This window comes from Candidatus Woesearchaeota archaeon, assembly GCA_016214075.1.
GTDB lineage: Archaea > Nanobdellota > Nanobdellia > Woesearchaeales > DSVV01 > JACRPI01.
The window spans coordinates 109,234-123,831 of sequence record JACRPI010000043.1 but is presented as its reverse complement, the minus strand read 5'-3'; the positions used below and the strand labels follow the sequence as shown (position 1 = coordinate 123,831).

Annotated in this window: 15 protein-coding genes; 11 read left to right on the top strand and 4 right to left on the bottom strand. The window is 37.2% G+C overall.

Going from position 1 to position 14,598, the window contains the following annotated elements:
* Nucleotides 1-197 precede the first annotated feature (197 nt).
* Nucleotides 198-1,175: a glycosyltransferase family 2 protein gene (locus HZC31_08380; GenBank protein ID MBI5003375.1), complete on the top strand. Its 978-nt coding sequence runs from the start codon at nt 198-200 to the stop codon at nt 1,173-1,175.
* A 15-nt stretch (nt 1,176-1,190) separates the two neighbouring features.
* Here HZC31_08380 and HZC31_08375 read toward each other — a convergent pair whose 3' ends face one another.
* Nucleotides 1,191-2,180 (bottom strand): NAD-dependent epimerase/dehydratase family protein, encoded by a 990-nt coding sequence (locus HZC31_08375; protein MBI5003374.1) that lies wholly within the window; start codon nt 2,178-2,180, stop codon nt 1,191-1,193.
* A 116-nt stretch (nt 2,181-2,296) separates the two neighbouring features.
* On the opposite strand from HZC31_08375, the gene HZC31_08370 reads away from it, so the two are divergent.
* Entirely contained in the window at nt 2,297-3,181 is an 885-nt protein-coding gene (locus tag HZC31_08370; GenBank protein MBI5003373.1) for an NAD(P)-dependent oxidoreductase, read from the top strand.
* Between the two features lie 267 nt (nt 3,182-3,448).
* On the opposite strand, the gene HZC31_08365 is transcribed toward HZC31_08370, so the two are convergent.
* Nucleotides 3,449-5,059: a glycosyltransferase family 39 protein gene (locus HZC31_08365; GenBank protein ID MBI5003372.1), complete on the bottom strand. Its 1,611-nt coding sequence runs from the start codon at nt 5,057-5,059 to the stop codon at nt 3,449-3,451.
* The gene (locus tag HZC31_08360) at nt 5,056-5,790 is read right to left on the bottom strand and encodes a glycosyltransferase family 2 protein (protein ID MBI5003371.1); all 735 of its coding nucleotides are present in this window, start codon (nt 5,788-5,790) and stop codon (nt 5,056-5,058) included. Before HZC31_08360 ends, HZC31_08365 begins: the two co-directional genes overlap by 4 nt.
* Nucleotides 5,791-5,904: 114 nt before the next feature.
* Between HZC31_08360 and HZC31_08355 the strand changes: the two genes are divergently transcribed.
* Genes HZC31_08355 through HZC31_08315 form a run of 9 tightly spaced genes read left to right on the top strand, consistent with a single transcriptional unit; the run spans nt 5,905 to nt 13,912 of the window.
* Nucleotides 5,905-7,008, top strand: a complete 1,104-nt coding sequence (locus HZC31_08355; GenBank protein ID MBI5003370.1) for a glycosyltransferase family 9 protein — start codon at nt 5,905-5,907, stop codon at nt 7,006-7,008.
* A 13-nt stretch (nt 7,009-7,021) separates the two neighbouring features.
* Nucleotides 7,022-8,008 carry a GDP-mannose 4,6-dehydratase gene (locus HZC31_08350; protein ID MBI5003369.1) on the top strand — a complete coding sequence of 329 codons (987 nt, stop codon included), beginning with the start codon at nt 7,022-7,024 and terminating at the stop codon, nt 8,006-8,008.
* The gene (locus tag HZC31_08345; GenBank protein MBI5003368.1) at nt 8,005-8,589 is read left to right on the top strand and encodes a hypothetical protein; all 585 of its coding nucleotides are present in this window, start codon (nt 8,005-8,007) and stop codon (nt 8,587-8,589) included. The genes HZC31_08350 and HZC31_08345 overlap by 4 nt, the downstream gene beginning before the upstream one ends.
* A complete protein-coding gene (locus HZC31_08340) occupies nt 8,589-9,125 on the top strand; it encodes a hypothetical protein (protein ID MBI5003367.1) in 537 nt (178 codons plus the stop codon). The genes HZC31_08345 and HZC31_08340 overlap by 1 nt, the downstream gene beginning before the upstream one ends.
* The gene (locus HZC31_08335) at nt 9,073-10,104 is read left to right on the top strand and encodes an NAD-dependent epimerase/dehydratase family protein (protein ID MBI5003366.1); all 1,032 of its coding nucleotides are present in this window, start codon (nt 9,073-9,075) and stop codon (nt 10,102-10,104) included. Before HZC31_08340 ends, HZC31_08335 begins: the two co-directional genes overlap by 53 nt.
* A 5-nt stretch (nt 10,105-10,109) precedes the next feature.
* Nucleotides 10,110-10,874, top strand: a complete 765-nt coding sequence (locus tag HZC31_08330) for an NAD(P)-dependent oxidoreductase (protein MBI5003365.1) — start codon at nt 10,110-10,112, stop codon at nt 10,872-10,874.
* Nucleotides 10,871-11,854: an NAD(P)-dependent oxidoreductase gene (locus HZC31_08325; protein MBI5003364.1), complete on the top strand. Its 984-nt coding sequence runs from the start codon at nt 10,871-10,873 to the stop codon at nt 11,852-11,854. The genes HZC31_08330 and HZC31_08325 overlap by 4 nt, the downstream gene beginning before the upstream one ends.
* Nucleotides 11,823-12,977 (top strand): DegT/DnrJ/EryC1/StrS family aminotransferase, encoded by a 1,155-nt coding sequence (locus HZC31_08320; protein MBI5003363.1) that lies wholly within the window; start codon nt 11,823-11,825, stop codon nt 12,975-12,977. The genes HZC31_08325 and HZC31_08320 overlap by 32 nt, the downstream gene beginning before the upstream one ends.
* 5 nt (nt 12,978-12,982) lie before the next feature.
* Nucleotides 12,983-13,912, top strand: coding sequence for a GDP-L-fucose synthase (locus tag HZC31_08315; GenBank protein ID MBI5003362.1), 930 nt, complete (start codon nt 12,983-12,985; stop codon nt 13,910-13,912).
* 11 nt (nt 13,913-13,923) lie between these two features.
* Here HZC31_08315 and HZC31_08310 read toward each other — a convergent pair whose 3' ends face one another.
* On the bottom strand, nt 13,924-14,598 hold the full coding sequence (locus tag HZC31_08310; protein ID MBI5003361.1) for a glycosyltransferase family 2 protein: 675 nt from the start codon (nt 14,596-14,598) through the stop codon (nt 13,924-13,926).

The window sequence follows — 14,598 nt, the reverse complement described above, 5'->3', positions numbered from 1 at the left end:
TTTTCCTAACTTATTTTTTCTATAACCTTTTTTAGCAATATCACTGGATTTACAGTTCAAACATTGAATGTCCATAAAAATCACCAAAACAACCTAAGAATTAACTAATATATATAGATGACGCTAAATAGACAATGTCTTCAAAAGGGAAAGAATAAAACATATAATCTGAGCATTTATGCCTACAAGTGATCCTTATGAAAAACGAAAAAAAGACAAAAAAAATGCTTTCGCAAGCTCCTGTTACTATTGTTATTCCTACCCATACTGCTCCCGTTGATGCTGTTGTTGCAGCAATCAAGAAACAGAAATACTCTGGGAAAGTCACTATTATTGTGATGGACGATGGTTCACTCGATCGCTCTTCTGAAATGCCTAAAGGCATTGTTTATATTCACAATGAAAAAAACCTTGGACTTGCTCGCAATATGAATAAAGGACTTCTTCTTGCGAAAACAGAATTTGTCATAACGCTTCATCAGGATTGTATTCCTCAAGGAGAAGATTGGCTTGCTCATGCGATGAAACCAATGGTTGATAGCTCTGTTGTTCTCTCCTCTTCTCAGCAACTTGTTCCCAAAGAAGTTTGGGAGACTTTTTCTTTCTGGCACAAAGTTTTTTCTGTTCCTGAACTTCGTCTTCAAAAAACTGTTCACGAACACGCTACTGTGTATCGTCTCTCTCTCTTGAAAAAATGTGGACTCTTTGATGGAGAAACCTACAAAACTGCTGGCGAAGATACAGACCTTTTCATGAAATTACGAGATTATGGCCAGCTTGTTGTTAATGAGGGACTTGTTGCGCACATTCACGCGCCACATAATGATTCTCTTTGGAAATTCATACAGAAAGTCTTCATGCGCGATAATGAAGCAATGGGTGTGCTTCACCGAAAGTATGGTCCTGCAATGGGATTTCAATATATGTACGATCTTTTGAAGACTGTTCTTTTCTTCTTTTTTGTTATCTTTTTGTATTATAATGTCTGGGTCAGTTTGTTTCTTTTTTTATGTATTGTCTTTCTTGCAAATATTACGCATCTGTCTTTGCCGAAATATATTCAAGATATTCGTTTGCTCTTTGTTCCTTTTGTTTATACTGCTGTTTGGTTTATCACTTTATTCTCAATGTGGAAGGGTTTTGTTACGGGAAAACAAGGGTGGTTTAATAACTAGAAGTGTGGATTTCCTTTAACTCCATCCATCTGGAAGATTTTTTCTGATCTCTATATTGGTAAACTCTTTTGTTTTTCTTGTTCCTGTATTTTTTGTCCACGCAATTGTTCTTTCCATTCCTTCATCGAGTGGAACTTCTGTTTCATATCCAAGAATTTTCTTAATTTTTGCATGATCTGCGTGCGCGTGCTTTACTTCTTTTCTTTCTTTCAAATGAACAATATTTACTGGTGCTCCTAGTTTCTTTGCAACAATGGTTGCTAAATTGTTTACTGAAGTTACTTCATCAGCGCCAATGTTAAAGGAATCATTATATGCTTCAGGGACTTCTACTGCATGCGCAATTATTCTTGCAACATCTTTCACATAACTAAAACTTCGTGTTTGCTCTCCATCGCCAAATATCGTGATTGGTTTGTTCTGGAGCACTTGGTTAATGAAAATTGTGACGACATTTCTGTACTTATCTTCCATGTTTTGTCGCTCTCCATAGACATTATGTGGTTTGAAAATAATGTAATTCATCCCAAACATCTTGTTCGCAGCTTTCAGATCCAATTCAATTGTTAATTTCGCAATGCCATACGGATCGCATGGTTTTGGATGATCATCCTCTTTCATAGGAGAAGGAATTTCTCCGTACGCTGCTATTGACGACGTAAACACAAAACATTTCACATTATGGATGATCGCAGCATTGATGAGATTAATACTTCCCACTACATTATTTTCATAGTTATAGTTTCTGATAAAGTGACTGAGATTTTCTGCTGCATACGCTGCTAAATGAAAGACATACTCTATCTGATGTTTTGTAAAAATTTCTTGGATGATATTTTTGTTTGTGATTGATCCTTGGACAAACACTGCTTGTGGGTTCACATTTTCTTTAAACCCACCAGAAAGATCATCTAAGACTATAACTTTGTATCCACTTTTTACGAGAAAATCAACAACGTGGCTTCCAATAAAACCAGCTCCACCTGTAACAAGAACAGTTGTCATATTTTATGTGAATCTTGTTCCTTTTATAACTTTTTCTAGAATTTATATGATACTCGGTAATTTTTTGCTCAATAACTTTTATAAACGTTTTAGCATTTTCTCTCTAATGAGGGAACATGCGAATACTTATTATTGGTGCAGGCGGCTTTATTGGAAATGAGCTTTATGCTGCATTTCATGGTCATAAAGTCTTTGGAACATATTGCAAAACTGCTGTTTCCGGAATGACCAAACTTGATATTACTGATAAAGAAGAAGTGGAACGAGTATTGGAAACTATGCAGCCAGATGTAATTCTTCAGCCTGCTGCACAGCCATGGGTTGATTTTTGTGAGCAGCATCCTAAAGAATCTGAGAAAATTAATTTTAATGGAGCGCAGCATGTTATTGATTGGTGTCGTAATAATCAAAGATATTATCTTTTTCTTTCCACGGATTATGTCTTTGATGGGAAAAATGGTCCATATCAAGAAGATGCTTCGACACATCCATTAAATGTTTATGGAATGCATAAACTGCAGATAGAACAGGAAATTCTGCGAAAATTACCTTCTCTTGGCTGCATTGCGCGAACAACGACAGTGTATGGCTGGGAAGTTGCTGGAAAGAATTTTGTCGCGAAATTTATCAAAACACTCGAAGAAGGAAAAGAAAGTTCTGTTGTTTGTGATCAATATGCGACCCCTACATTTGTTTCTGATCTTGCTCGCGCTCTTGTTCTGTTAACAGAAGCAAAGAAAACTGGAGTGTATCACACTGCTGGTCCAGAATATATGTCTAGACTTGAGTTTGCGGAGAAGATCGCACTTGTTTTTGGGTTGGATAAACATTTGATCACGTCTATTAGTACAGAAGCATTGAAGCAACCTGCAGATCGTCCACGAAAAGGAGGATTAGTTTGTACAAAGATTGAAACGGAACTTGGCATGGTGTTCAAAGCTCCGTTTGCGGCGTTGGAAGAAATGAAAATGACGCGATCTCAGAGAAATAAACTGCTTTGAAATACTGAAGTTTTCCACCAATCTTCAGCGAAGTGAGCATGCCATCTGGTTTTTGACGTGGTTGTTTGTCGCTTTTGACAAAAGAATTGTTCTTTTTTGTCTTTCTCATTTTAGTTTTTCTTTTCAGTCTAGAACATCCATTAGATAATACTTGGCCTGTTTGCGGTAATAGTTTAGTCCGTCTTTATCATGAAAAAAAGAGATATCATGATGAAGCAGCATTCAGAAAACTTTCCCGCTTTCAGTATAATTATTGTGGTTCCATTCCTAACAGCTAAACACCCACCCGATCTCAATTCCTTTATTCATATACGCTTTCTTTTCTTCGCATGCTGTTATAATGTTCCAAAGGCGTCCTTCTTTATTGATAAAAGGGATATCCACAACCACTATTGTTCCGCCAGTCTTTGTCATTGCTTCAAACCAGTCTAATCTCTCATCTGTATTCTGGATTGTATCCAAACTATAGAATGTTTCATAGTCATCTTGTAGATACCAAATAATGCTCACATCTTTGATCACATAGATTGGCTCTTTTGCTTTTTCTTCTTTTAGATCGTGGATTATGTTTTGCGTCACTTCTTCATAATTTGGACTTGTTCCATGCCATAAATACTCTTCTGCAACAAAGAGATTATATCCTATTCCAAGCGCGAGTAAAACAATGATCCCTGTTTTTTGCCATCCTGCTTTTATTGCGATCATGGCGAAAATGCTTAACATATATGCAAGAAAAACGATATTCGTGTTGATGACGAACCCACTATTTCCTGTTTCTGATACCAATCCAACATCTATTCCTTTCCCACTTTTTATGGAGGCAAGCATCTTTTCCTGCTCTTCATAAGAGATAGTATTTCTTTCAACATTCATAAATGCAAATCCTATTAAAAAAATGATACTTATGACACTTATAATGAGATACTCTTTTCTTTTTAATTCAAACGCTGCGATGTATTTCGCCGCTATAATTGCCAGGAAAGGAATAATAATCAACAGATATCGAACCTTTTCTGTTGCCTGATTAATGACTAAAATAAAAAATGAAACCATAAATACTACATACAACACTTCAAATTCCGAAAGGCTCTTTTTTCCTTCCTTCATTACATACAGCGGAAAAAACAGCAGTAATAACGGCGACGCGAACAGCGCAATTTTGAAAAGACCATATATCATGTGATACATTGTTGGTGTTGTATACGTTTCTTTTACTATACTGCCCAGCAGTGTCTTTATTGCTCCAAGATTATTCCAAAAGAAATCAATGCTCACAAAGAGAGTTCCCACAATTATTGCGCCTATTACGATACAGCTCATCTTCTTCACAATCTCTTTCCATCCCATCTTATTTGTAAGTAAATAGAGTACAAAAAGCGGAAGGAGCAGGACTGCAAACTCTTTTGCGAGAATAGCTCCTCCTAATAACAGTCCAGTTATTATGTCCTTCTTTCCTTCTAAAAAATAAAAAGAAGTGAGTGCGATCATAAAAGTTACAAGTCCTCCTTCAGCTGCGATATTTGTCAATGAACCATAGATATGCCAGCATGATATACCCATGATGAACGCTGTCCATAACGCCACTTTCTCCCCATATCTTCTTTTTGCAAAGAAATACGTGATCAGTATTGTTCCTATCGCAAAGATAAACGTAGGGAACCGTAACGTCCATTCACTTATTCCTAAAAGACTTGTAACTCCAATTATTATAAGATTTCCTAACGGGAGATGGACATTATTTGTTGAGAAATATTCTTTATTTTCTGCAATCCCCGCAAAGATAGTATCATCCTGATATAATGGTTTGTTTAGGCCAGACGCACGCACTCCTATTGCAATGCATAAAATGATCAGAATTATTATTATTTTTTTGTTCATTTTTCCTTTAGTGATTTGTATAATTCTTTTATCTCTCCAATTATTTCTTTAATTACTGGTATTCTTGGAAAATTGAGCGCAGACGCAAACCTTGTTTGACCAGCTGTTCTTGGATAGTGCGTTACCCCTACCTGCTTTACCTTGAACCCTGCTCTTTTTGCTTTTATAATCATCTCTGCAGTCATTAATCCTGTTTGTGATTTGATTTCTATCGCATCAATCACTTTTTTCTTCACTAACCGAAACGCGCAATCAAGATCTCGTTCTTTTATATTAAATATTTGTCTTAACATAAAATTATATATTTTGGAGGAAATAATTCTTCCAAACGGATCCTGTCTTTTTATTCTGTATCCTGCTATGATGTCAAACTCCTCATAATATGGGAAGAATTTGCTAATCTCTTCAAAATTAAACTGATTGTCAGAATCACAATAAAACACTGCGCTGTACATTGCTTTTTTGAATCCGATAATGTATGCTGTTCCTACCCCTTTTTGTTCTTTTGGTTGTATAATCAGCTTGATCCGTTTATCTTTTTTTCCGTATTCTTTCACTATTTCCGCAGTTCTATCTGTTGATCCTTCATAGACAATAACGAGAATTTCCCATTTTTTTACATTCTTCTCTAGAACTTTCTTTGCAGACTCTATACATCGTTGTATATTTTCTTCTTCATTATATGCAGGAAAAAAAATGCTTAGTTCATTCATGTTTCTTTGCTCAGGCATGAGGATAAGAGCTTCTGCTTATTTAAATAGGTTGCTCCATTTTTTGCTTTCATCGTTCTTCATTCGGCGATAGTTTTATAAAGCTCCCCCTGTTGCTCCTTTTTGGTGTTATTGGTGCGGGAAATAGTTCATACAGATTGTCTCTACTTTAATGGCTACAAACCTTGTTCTCCACATAAAACTACAGGCACGCACTGTTTTAACTGCTCCGAATATCAACGATTTACACACACTATTCTCATTGTAAAACTTGGCAGAGCAGGTGAAGTAATCCGAAACACTCCTCTTTTGCATCGCCTTCGACAGGAGTATCCCCATGCAAAGATTTCTTGGCTTACTGAATATCCCTCTCTTGTTCCAAAAAACTATGTTGATGAAATCATTCCCTATTCTTTAAACACTATTTTCTGCTTATTTGGCCGTTCTTTTGATATTGTATACAGTCTTGATAAGGATATTGCAATATGTTCTTTAGTTATGAATATTCCTGCAAAAATAAAAAAAGGATTTGGTGCTCAGCATGGAGCAATTATTCCATTAGATGATGATGCGTATGATAAATGGATGACTGGTATTTTTGATGATCTTATGAAACAAAATAAGAGACATTATGTTGAAGAAATTTTTGAAATTTGCGGCTATACTTGGAATGGAGAGGAATATATCCTTCCTCATTATACTGTGCCTTCTGTCTCATTACCAAATAACAAGCCAATCATTGGTGTTAATACAGGTGCAGGAGACACATGGGTTACTCGTGTTTTGACAGAACAAAAACTTAAAGTTCTTATCCAGGACCTCATGACGCAGGGGTATTTTGTTGTTCTCCTTGGTGGTGAAGCAGAGGATAAAATGAACACAACACTTGCACATGCAACTGGTGCTTCTTACTTTGGCACATTCTCTATTCTTGACTTTATAGGTCTTATGAATAAATGTGATCTTATTATTACTTCTGTTACTTTTGCACTTCACGTTGCAATTGGCCTCCAAAAGAAAATTCTTTTACTCAACAACATTTTTCCTACCAATGAATTTTATTTATACGGTCTTGGTACTATTTTAGAGCCTTCTGTTTCGTGTAAATATTGCTATAAAGCAAAATTTGATGCTAATTGCGAAACATTCAATTGCCTAGACACAATTTCTAATGAAGAAATTATTACTGCGGTTGCTGCATTACTTACTCCACCAAAACAACTTTCCGCTACAACATAACGAGGGATAAACTATGAAAGCATTAATTACAGGAATTACTGGATTTGTCGGAAGTCATCTTGCTGAATTTTTGCTTAAGCAAGGAGATACTGTCTATGGAACATACCGCTGGCGTAGCCCGCGCGATAACATACGACAAATAATGGATAAAATCGCTCTTATTGAATGCGATCTCACTGACTTTCAGTCCTGCGCTCGTATGATGGATATTGTCAAACCAGATGTTATTTATCATCTTGCTGCGCAATCATATGTTCCCGCAAGCTTTCATAGTCCAAGGGCAACGATTGAAGCGAATATTATTGGAACACTCCATCTTTTGGAGGCTGTTCGCACCGCAAAAATAAATCCTATTATTCATATTTGTAGTTCTTCTGAAGTTTATGGTCAAGTTCTCGAGGATGAAGTGCCTATTACTGAGAAAAATCCTTTCCGTCCTGCAAGCCCTTATGCAGTGAGCAAAGTTGGAGAAGACATGCTTGCACTTCAATATTTTCTTTCCTACGGTTTGAAAACTATTCGCACTCGAATGTTTACACATACTGGTCCACGACGCGGAGAGGTTTTTGTCGTTGCTGCATTTGCAAAACAGATTGCTCGAATTGAAAAAGGATTGCAAGAACCAATTATTTATGTGGGTAATCTTGATTCTGTGCGGACGTTTGCTGATGTTCGCGATACTGTTCGCGCATATTGGCTTCTTACCAAACACTGTACTCCAGGAGATGTCTATAATATAGGAGGAGAAACTACTATGACTGTGGGAGAGATGCTCCAAAAACTTCTTGCATTGTCTTCACATAAAGATGCAATAAAGATTCAGGTTGATCCAAAACTTCTTCGACCATCGGATGTGACGCTTCAAATTCCTTCTTTTGACAAATTCAAGAAGGCAACTGGTTGGAAACCAGAAATTCCTTTTGAGCAGACATTGGAGGATACATTAAACTACTGGCGCTCTAAACCCAATGAAGAACTTCTGTTAAATAGGCGATCATGATGAATAAAGAAGAATTAATCCTTTTTGAAGATGAAATCAAACTCCTTTATGAACAGGGTAAAATTCGTGCTCCTGTTCATCTTAGTGGTGGAAATGAAGATGCACTTCTTTCTCTTTTCAAACAGATTAAAAAAGATGATTGGGTCTTTTCTACGCACAGAAGCCATTATCACGCACTCCTTCATGGAATTGATAAATCGTGGGTGAAGCAGGAAATTCTTAACGGCAATAGTATTTCCCTTGTTCGCGCGGACCATCATTTTTATTCCTCTGCTATTATGGGCGGGGTTATTCCCATAGCATTGGGTGTTGCTCTCGCCTTAAAACGAAAAGGATCATCACAATCTGTTTGGGTTTTCATAGGAGACATGGCTGCTGAAATGGGTGTTTTTCATGAATCTCTCAAATACGCAGAACGACACGACTTACCAATTACTTATATTATTGAAGATAATGGGATGAGTATTGAAACCCCTACACAAAAAGTTTGGGGGTCTTTTCCACAGAAAAGTAAATGTACACGGTACTCTTACAAAAGAAGCTATCCGCATCACGGCGTAGGAAAATGGGTGTCTTTCTGATGAAATACAAAGAAGAAATTATTCGTGCAATGAACTATCTCGGTGCTCATGAGAAAACTATTTTTCTCGGTCAACAGGTTGAATATGCAGGAAATGCTGTATTCAAAACACTTGCTGATGTTCCTGCAGCAAAAAAAATAGAACTCCCTGTTTTTGAAGAAGTACAAATGGGGATGTCCATTGGCCTTGCACTTGAATGTTTTATTCCGGTTACTATTTATCCTCGCTTTAATTTTCTCCTTCTTGCACTAAACCAACTTGTCAATCATCTTGACAAAATCGAGCATATGTCTCATGGACAAATGAAGCCCCGCGTGATTATCAAAGTGCTTATTGGCAGCGAACGTCCTCTTGACCCCGGGGTTCAACATAAAGGTGATTTTACCGCTGCATTCCTACCCCTTCTCAAAAATGTTGATGTTGTTCGCCTTGATGAACCAGAACAGATATTCCCTGCATATCAACATGCACTTGAACGAACTGATGGCAAGTCAACACTCCTCATTGAATATGGTGATTATTATACAGAAAAATAGTTTTTCAGGAAAAAAAGTTCTTGTGACAGGTGGCACAGGAATGATTGGAAGATATCTTGTAGACTTATTACTAGAACAAGGAGCTCATGTTCGTATTGCTTCGTTAGATGATCCAAGCAGAGCACATCCAAAAGCAGAATTCATGCGCTTGAATTTATTACATCTTGAAAATTGTATGCTCGCGTGCAAAGGTATTGATTATGTTTTTCATTTAGTTGGTGTCAAAGGTTCTCCAGCAATGACAAAAACAAAACCTGCGAGTTTTTTTGTTCCTATTATTCTTTCTAACACAAACATGATGGAAGCAGCGCGTCTTGCAAACGTGCAATGGTATCTCTACACAAGTTCTGTTGGTGTGTATGCTCCTGCTGAGATCTTTTACGAAGATGCTGTTTGGAAAACATTTCCCTCAGAAAATGATAAATTTGCTGGCTGGGCAAAACGAATGGGAGAACTCCAAGCAGAAGCATATGCAATAGAATATGGCATACAGAATATATCCATTGTTCGACCAGCAAATGTTTATGGCCATTATGATAATTTTGATCCTAAAAGCGCAATGGTGATTCCTTCACTCATCAAAAGAGCACTTGATGGTGAAGATCCTTTTACGATATGGGGTGATGGAACACAGATTCGTGATTTTGTTCACGCAAAAGATGTTGCACGAGGAATGTTGTTTGCAGTGGAAAATGGTATTACAGAACCTCTTAATCTTGGTAGTGGCGTTGGTATTGAGATTAAGAAGATTGTGGACATCATTGTTAGTTATTTAGAGAAAAAGCCCCAGGTTATCTGGGACACGACAAAACCATCTGGAGACAAGAAGAGGCTCATGAATATGGAAAGAGCAACACGCTATGGATTTCGCAATATTATTAGCATTGAAGAAGGCATTAAAGATGTCATGGACTGGTATAGGGCGAATAAAGATATTGTTAACAAAAGGTATGATGTCTTTACCAGAAATGAGAAGTGAGCATTGTGAATATTTTTATTACAGGTGCTACAAGTGGTTTTGGACGATATGTTTGTGAAAAAACTAATGGGTTTGGTTTAACGCGCCATAATCATAAAGAATTTTTTGAGCAAGCAAAAAAAGGAATTGATATTCTCTATCACTGTGCTTGGAATAGCGCAAAAGATATTACTCAGGAAGATATTGCTTCATATCTTGACGATACACTTTTTTTGACAGAAAAAATGCTTGACTTGAATCCTTCTTGTTTTGTTTTTCTCTCCAGTGTTGATGTGTATTCAAAAGAAAGTAATGCTCTTCATCAGGAAACAGAATCCATTTCTCTTGATAGAATTAAGATACTTTACGGCCTTGTCAAAGCGATGGCTGAAGCACGTATTCTCGAGCGTGCACAACGTCCTATTATTTTGCGTTGTGTAAGCTTGCTTGGTCCTTATAGTCGAAAAAATACTGTCTTGAAAATCAAAGAAGATCAGCATCCTTCGCTTACTGTTACCCCTGATAGTCAATATAATTTAGTTCTTTACGAAGATGTGTATGCGCTTGTACAGCAGATACTTGCAGGAAATGAATGTGGTATCTATAACGTTGCAGCAGCAACGAACATTTCTGTCAAAGAAATTGCTTCTTTATTTGGGAAAAAACCAACATATGGTTCCTACACCTACAGTGCTGGTTCAGTTGATACGTCGAAAGTACAGTTGCTTTCTCCAGCGTTTCAAAAAACATCAAAAGAAGCACTTGCTACTTATTGTGGGGGATTTGTATGACTGCTCCTAAAAAAAAAATCTTGGTTTGTGGCGCAACTGGTTTTATAGGGAGGAACATTGCAGAGGCGCTTGCAGTATATGAGCACTATGAAGTGCATGGAACCTATTTCGCAAAAAAGCCATGGACAAATCCCAAAGTGGTGATGCACTTTGCTGATCTCACGAAAAAAGAGGATGTCGGACGCATTGTTGCAGGCATGGACATTATTATCCAAGCAGCCGCGACAACCTCTGGAGCAAAAGACATCGTTACAAAACCGTACTATCATGTCACTGATAATGCCCTTATGAATTCTCTCTTATTTTGTGCTGCTCATGAAAAAAGAGTTTCTCACATTATTTTCTTCAGTTGCACAGTTATGTATCAGTCACGCCCTGAACCTCTTCAGGAGACAGATTTCAACGCGAACGATGAAATATACGATAAATATTTTGGTGTTGGTTGGACAAAAGTATATATCGAGAAGATGTGTGAGTTTTATGCTCGATTAGGGACCACAAAGTACACTGTTATTCGACATTCAAACATTTATGGTCCTCATGATAAATTTGATTTAGAAAAATCTCATGTCTTTGGTGCAACAGTTACTAAAGTCCTCACCGCGAAAGACAATAAAATCACTGTTTGGGGTGGTGGTGAAGAAGCGCGAGATCTTCTTTACATCAGTGATCTTGTGGATTTTGTAAAAAAAGCACTAGAAAAACAGCGTTCATCCTTTTCTCTCTACAATGTTGGTGCAGGCTACGCTGTCTCAATTAAAGACCTTATTAAAAAAATTATATTTCATACAGGAAAACACGTGGAAGTTTGTCATGATCTCACCAAGCCAACCATTAAAACAAGCCTTTGTTTGAATTGTACAAAAGCAAAAGAAGAGCTTGGGTGGGTTCCTTTTGTTTCTTTAGATGAGGGAATCCAAAAAACATTAAAATGGTACGCATCTACTTATGGAAATAAAGGTGATGATGATGAGAATTGAATTTGGGGACTTACGACTTGGACAACGTGCTCGTGATAATATTCTCGATTGTCTTGATAAAAATTGGGTGTCTGGTGGTCCTAAAGTTGAACAATTTGAAACGGAATGGGGTGCATTGTTTCATTATAAGTATAATGTTGCGATGAGCTCTGGGACAGATGCAGACATTAATGCGTGTGCTGCCCTCTATGATTTTGGTGCAAAACAAGGCGATGAAATTATTATGCCTGCACTTGCGTTTATTGCACCGGCAAATGCGATTCGAGTTGCAGGATTTACTCCTGTTTTTGTTGATATTGAACGACATACTTTAAACATCAATCCTGCTAAAATAGAAGAAAAAATAACACCACGAACGCGCGCAATTCTTCTTGTCCATACTATGGGAAAACCTTGTGCAATGGATAAAATTATGGAAATTGCAAAGAAGCACAAGCTCTTTGTTATTGAAGACGCTTGCGAAGCTCATGGTGCACAATATAAGAATAAATTTATTGGTCATTGGGGTGATGCTGTAGCATTTAGTTATTATGCTGCTCATCTTGTTTGCTGTGGAGAAGGAGGCATGGTTTCTACAAACAATGAAGCGTTTGCAAAGGTACTCCAGTCTACAAGGTCCCATGGACGAAGAGACGGCGCTTTATACTTTGATCACATTCGCATAGGTTTTAATTCTAAAATGAATGATATGGAAGCATCCATTGGTTTAGATCAGATCGGCTCTTTTTGGCAAACATTCAACAAACGAAAAGAAAATCTTTACTATCTCCTCAAAAAAGTAAAAGACCTTGAGAAATTTGCGTATTTTAATTTGGAAGAGGAACATGATGTTGTTTGTCCTCATGCATTTAGCATAACGCTCAAAGATCCAAAATATAATTGTCAAAAACTTTCTGCGTACTTGGAAGCGAATTCTGTGAAGTGCAAAAGAAACTTCGGATCTATTCCAACACAGCAACAGGCATTTGCGTATCTTAATCATACTCTTGGTTCATTTCCCGAAGCAGAATATGTTGGCGATCATGGAATTCACTTTGGAATCCACCAATGCTTAACCACAGAGGATCTGGACTATGTTTCTGATTTGCTGCACGCATATTTTGCACAGTATGAGTCGTCGTGATTATGATAGAAAAGAACACAAAGATTTATCTCGCAGGTCATAGTGGCATGGTTGGTTCTTCACTTCTTGCACGACTGCAGCGCGAAGGATACACAAATATCATTGTTCTGACTTCACAGGAGCTTAATCTTCTCGATCAACATGCAACAGAAACATTTCTTCTCAAAGAAAAACCAGAGATCGTCATCCTTGCAGCTGCAAAAGTTGGCGGAATTCATGCAAATATGACGTATCCTGCAGATTTTATTTACACAAATCTCCAAATAGAAGCGAATGTTATTCACTTTGCGTCTAAAGCAGGGGTCCAACGGCTTTTATTTTTTGGCGGCTCTTGTATGTTTCCAAAAAATGCTTTGAATCCCATTTCTGAAGAAGCACTGCTTACAGGTCCTGTTGAGGAAACAAATGAAGCATACGCCCTTGCAAAAATTGCAGGTTTTGGATTGTGTACAGCGTACAAAAAACAATATGGCTTAGACACTGTTTGCATTGTTCCTACAAATCTCTATGGACCACATGATACATTTGATCCTCTTCACTCTCATCTTGTTCCAGCATTACTTCAAAAATTTCATGATGCTAAAAAAAATAATGAAAAACACGTTACTTTGTGGGGTTCTGGAGAACCGCTTCGCGATTTTCTTTATGTTGAAGATCTTGTAGATGCTTGCATTTTTTTATTACACAAAAAAGAGATTCCTCTTCTTATTAATGTTGGATCCGGTCATGATATACCTGTCAGAGAAATCGCGCACATTGTCAAAAGTGTGGTTGGGTTTGCAGGTGAAATTCTTTGGGATTCTACAAAACCTGATGGTATCAAAAGAAAACTCCTTGATACAAAAAAAATTACTGCGCTTGGCTGGAAACCAAAAACACCTTTACAAGAAGGTGTTCAGAAAACATATCAATGGTTTCTTACGCATCATTCCTAGCTCCTCTCCTCTTAGTTTCTTCTATACAAAAATTCTCTGAAAATAAGATAAAATAATCCTAACCCATTTTTCAGTGGATCCATCTTCCTTTTGCCGCCCAGGCGCTTTGGTTCATCTCCGGGAATTTCTGTGACCTTTTTCTTATGTTTTGCGCAAACAATACTCAGTTGTGGTTCTAAACCTGCACGATAGGGATCAAGAACGCAAAGCGGTATTACATCTTTTCTAAATGCACGAAAAATGACTAAGCTATCTGTATACTTTGTATGAAAAAAAATGTTTATCATCTTAGTGAACATCCAATTTCCGAAACCTGTCAGCATATCATCATCATCACTTTTTGCTCCTTCAAGATATCTGGAAACAATTACCATGTCATATCCTTCTTTTATTTTTTTTATTAATGTGGGTATTAGTTCTGGCAAGGAGTTTCCATCAGGGCTGAAAAAGACAATATATTCTCCTTTCGCTACTTCAAGTGCTTGTTTGTATGCATTCACCAATCCTTTTTTCTTTTGCTTTATTGTGATATATTCAGGGTGTTTTATCGCATATTCATATGTTCCATCTGTTGACCCCCCATCAATTATGATGATTTCATCTACCCATTTTCTTTGTATTTTAGGCATTATTTCTCTCATTCCGTCTATCTCATTTAATGTAGGGATGATTAGTGATACTTTCAT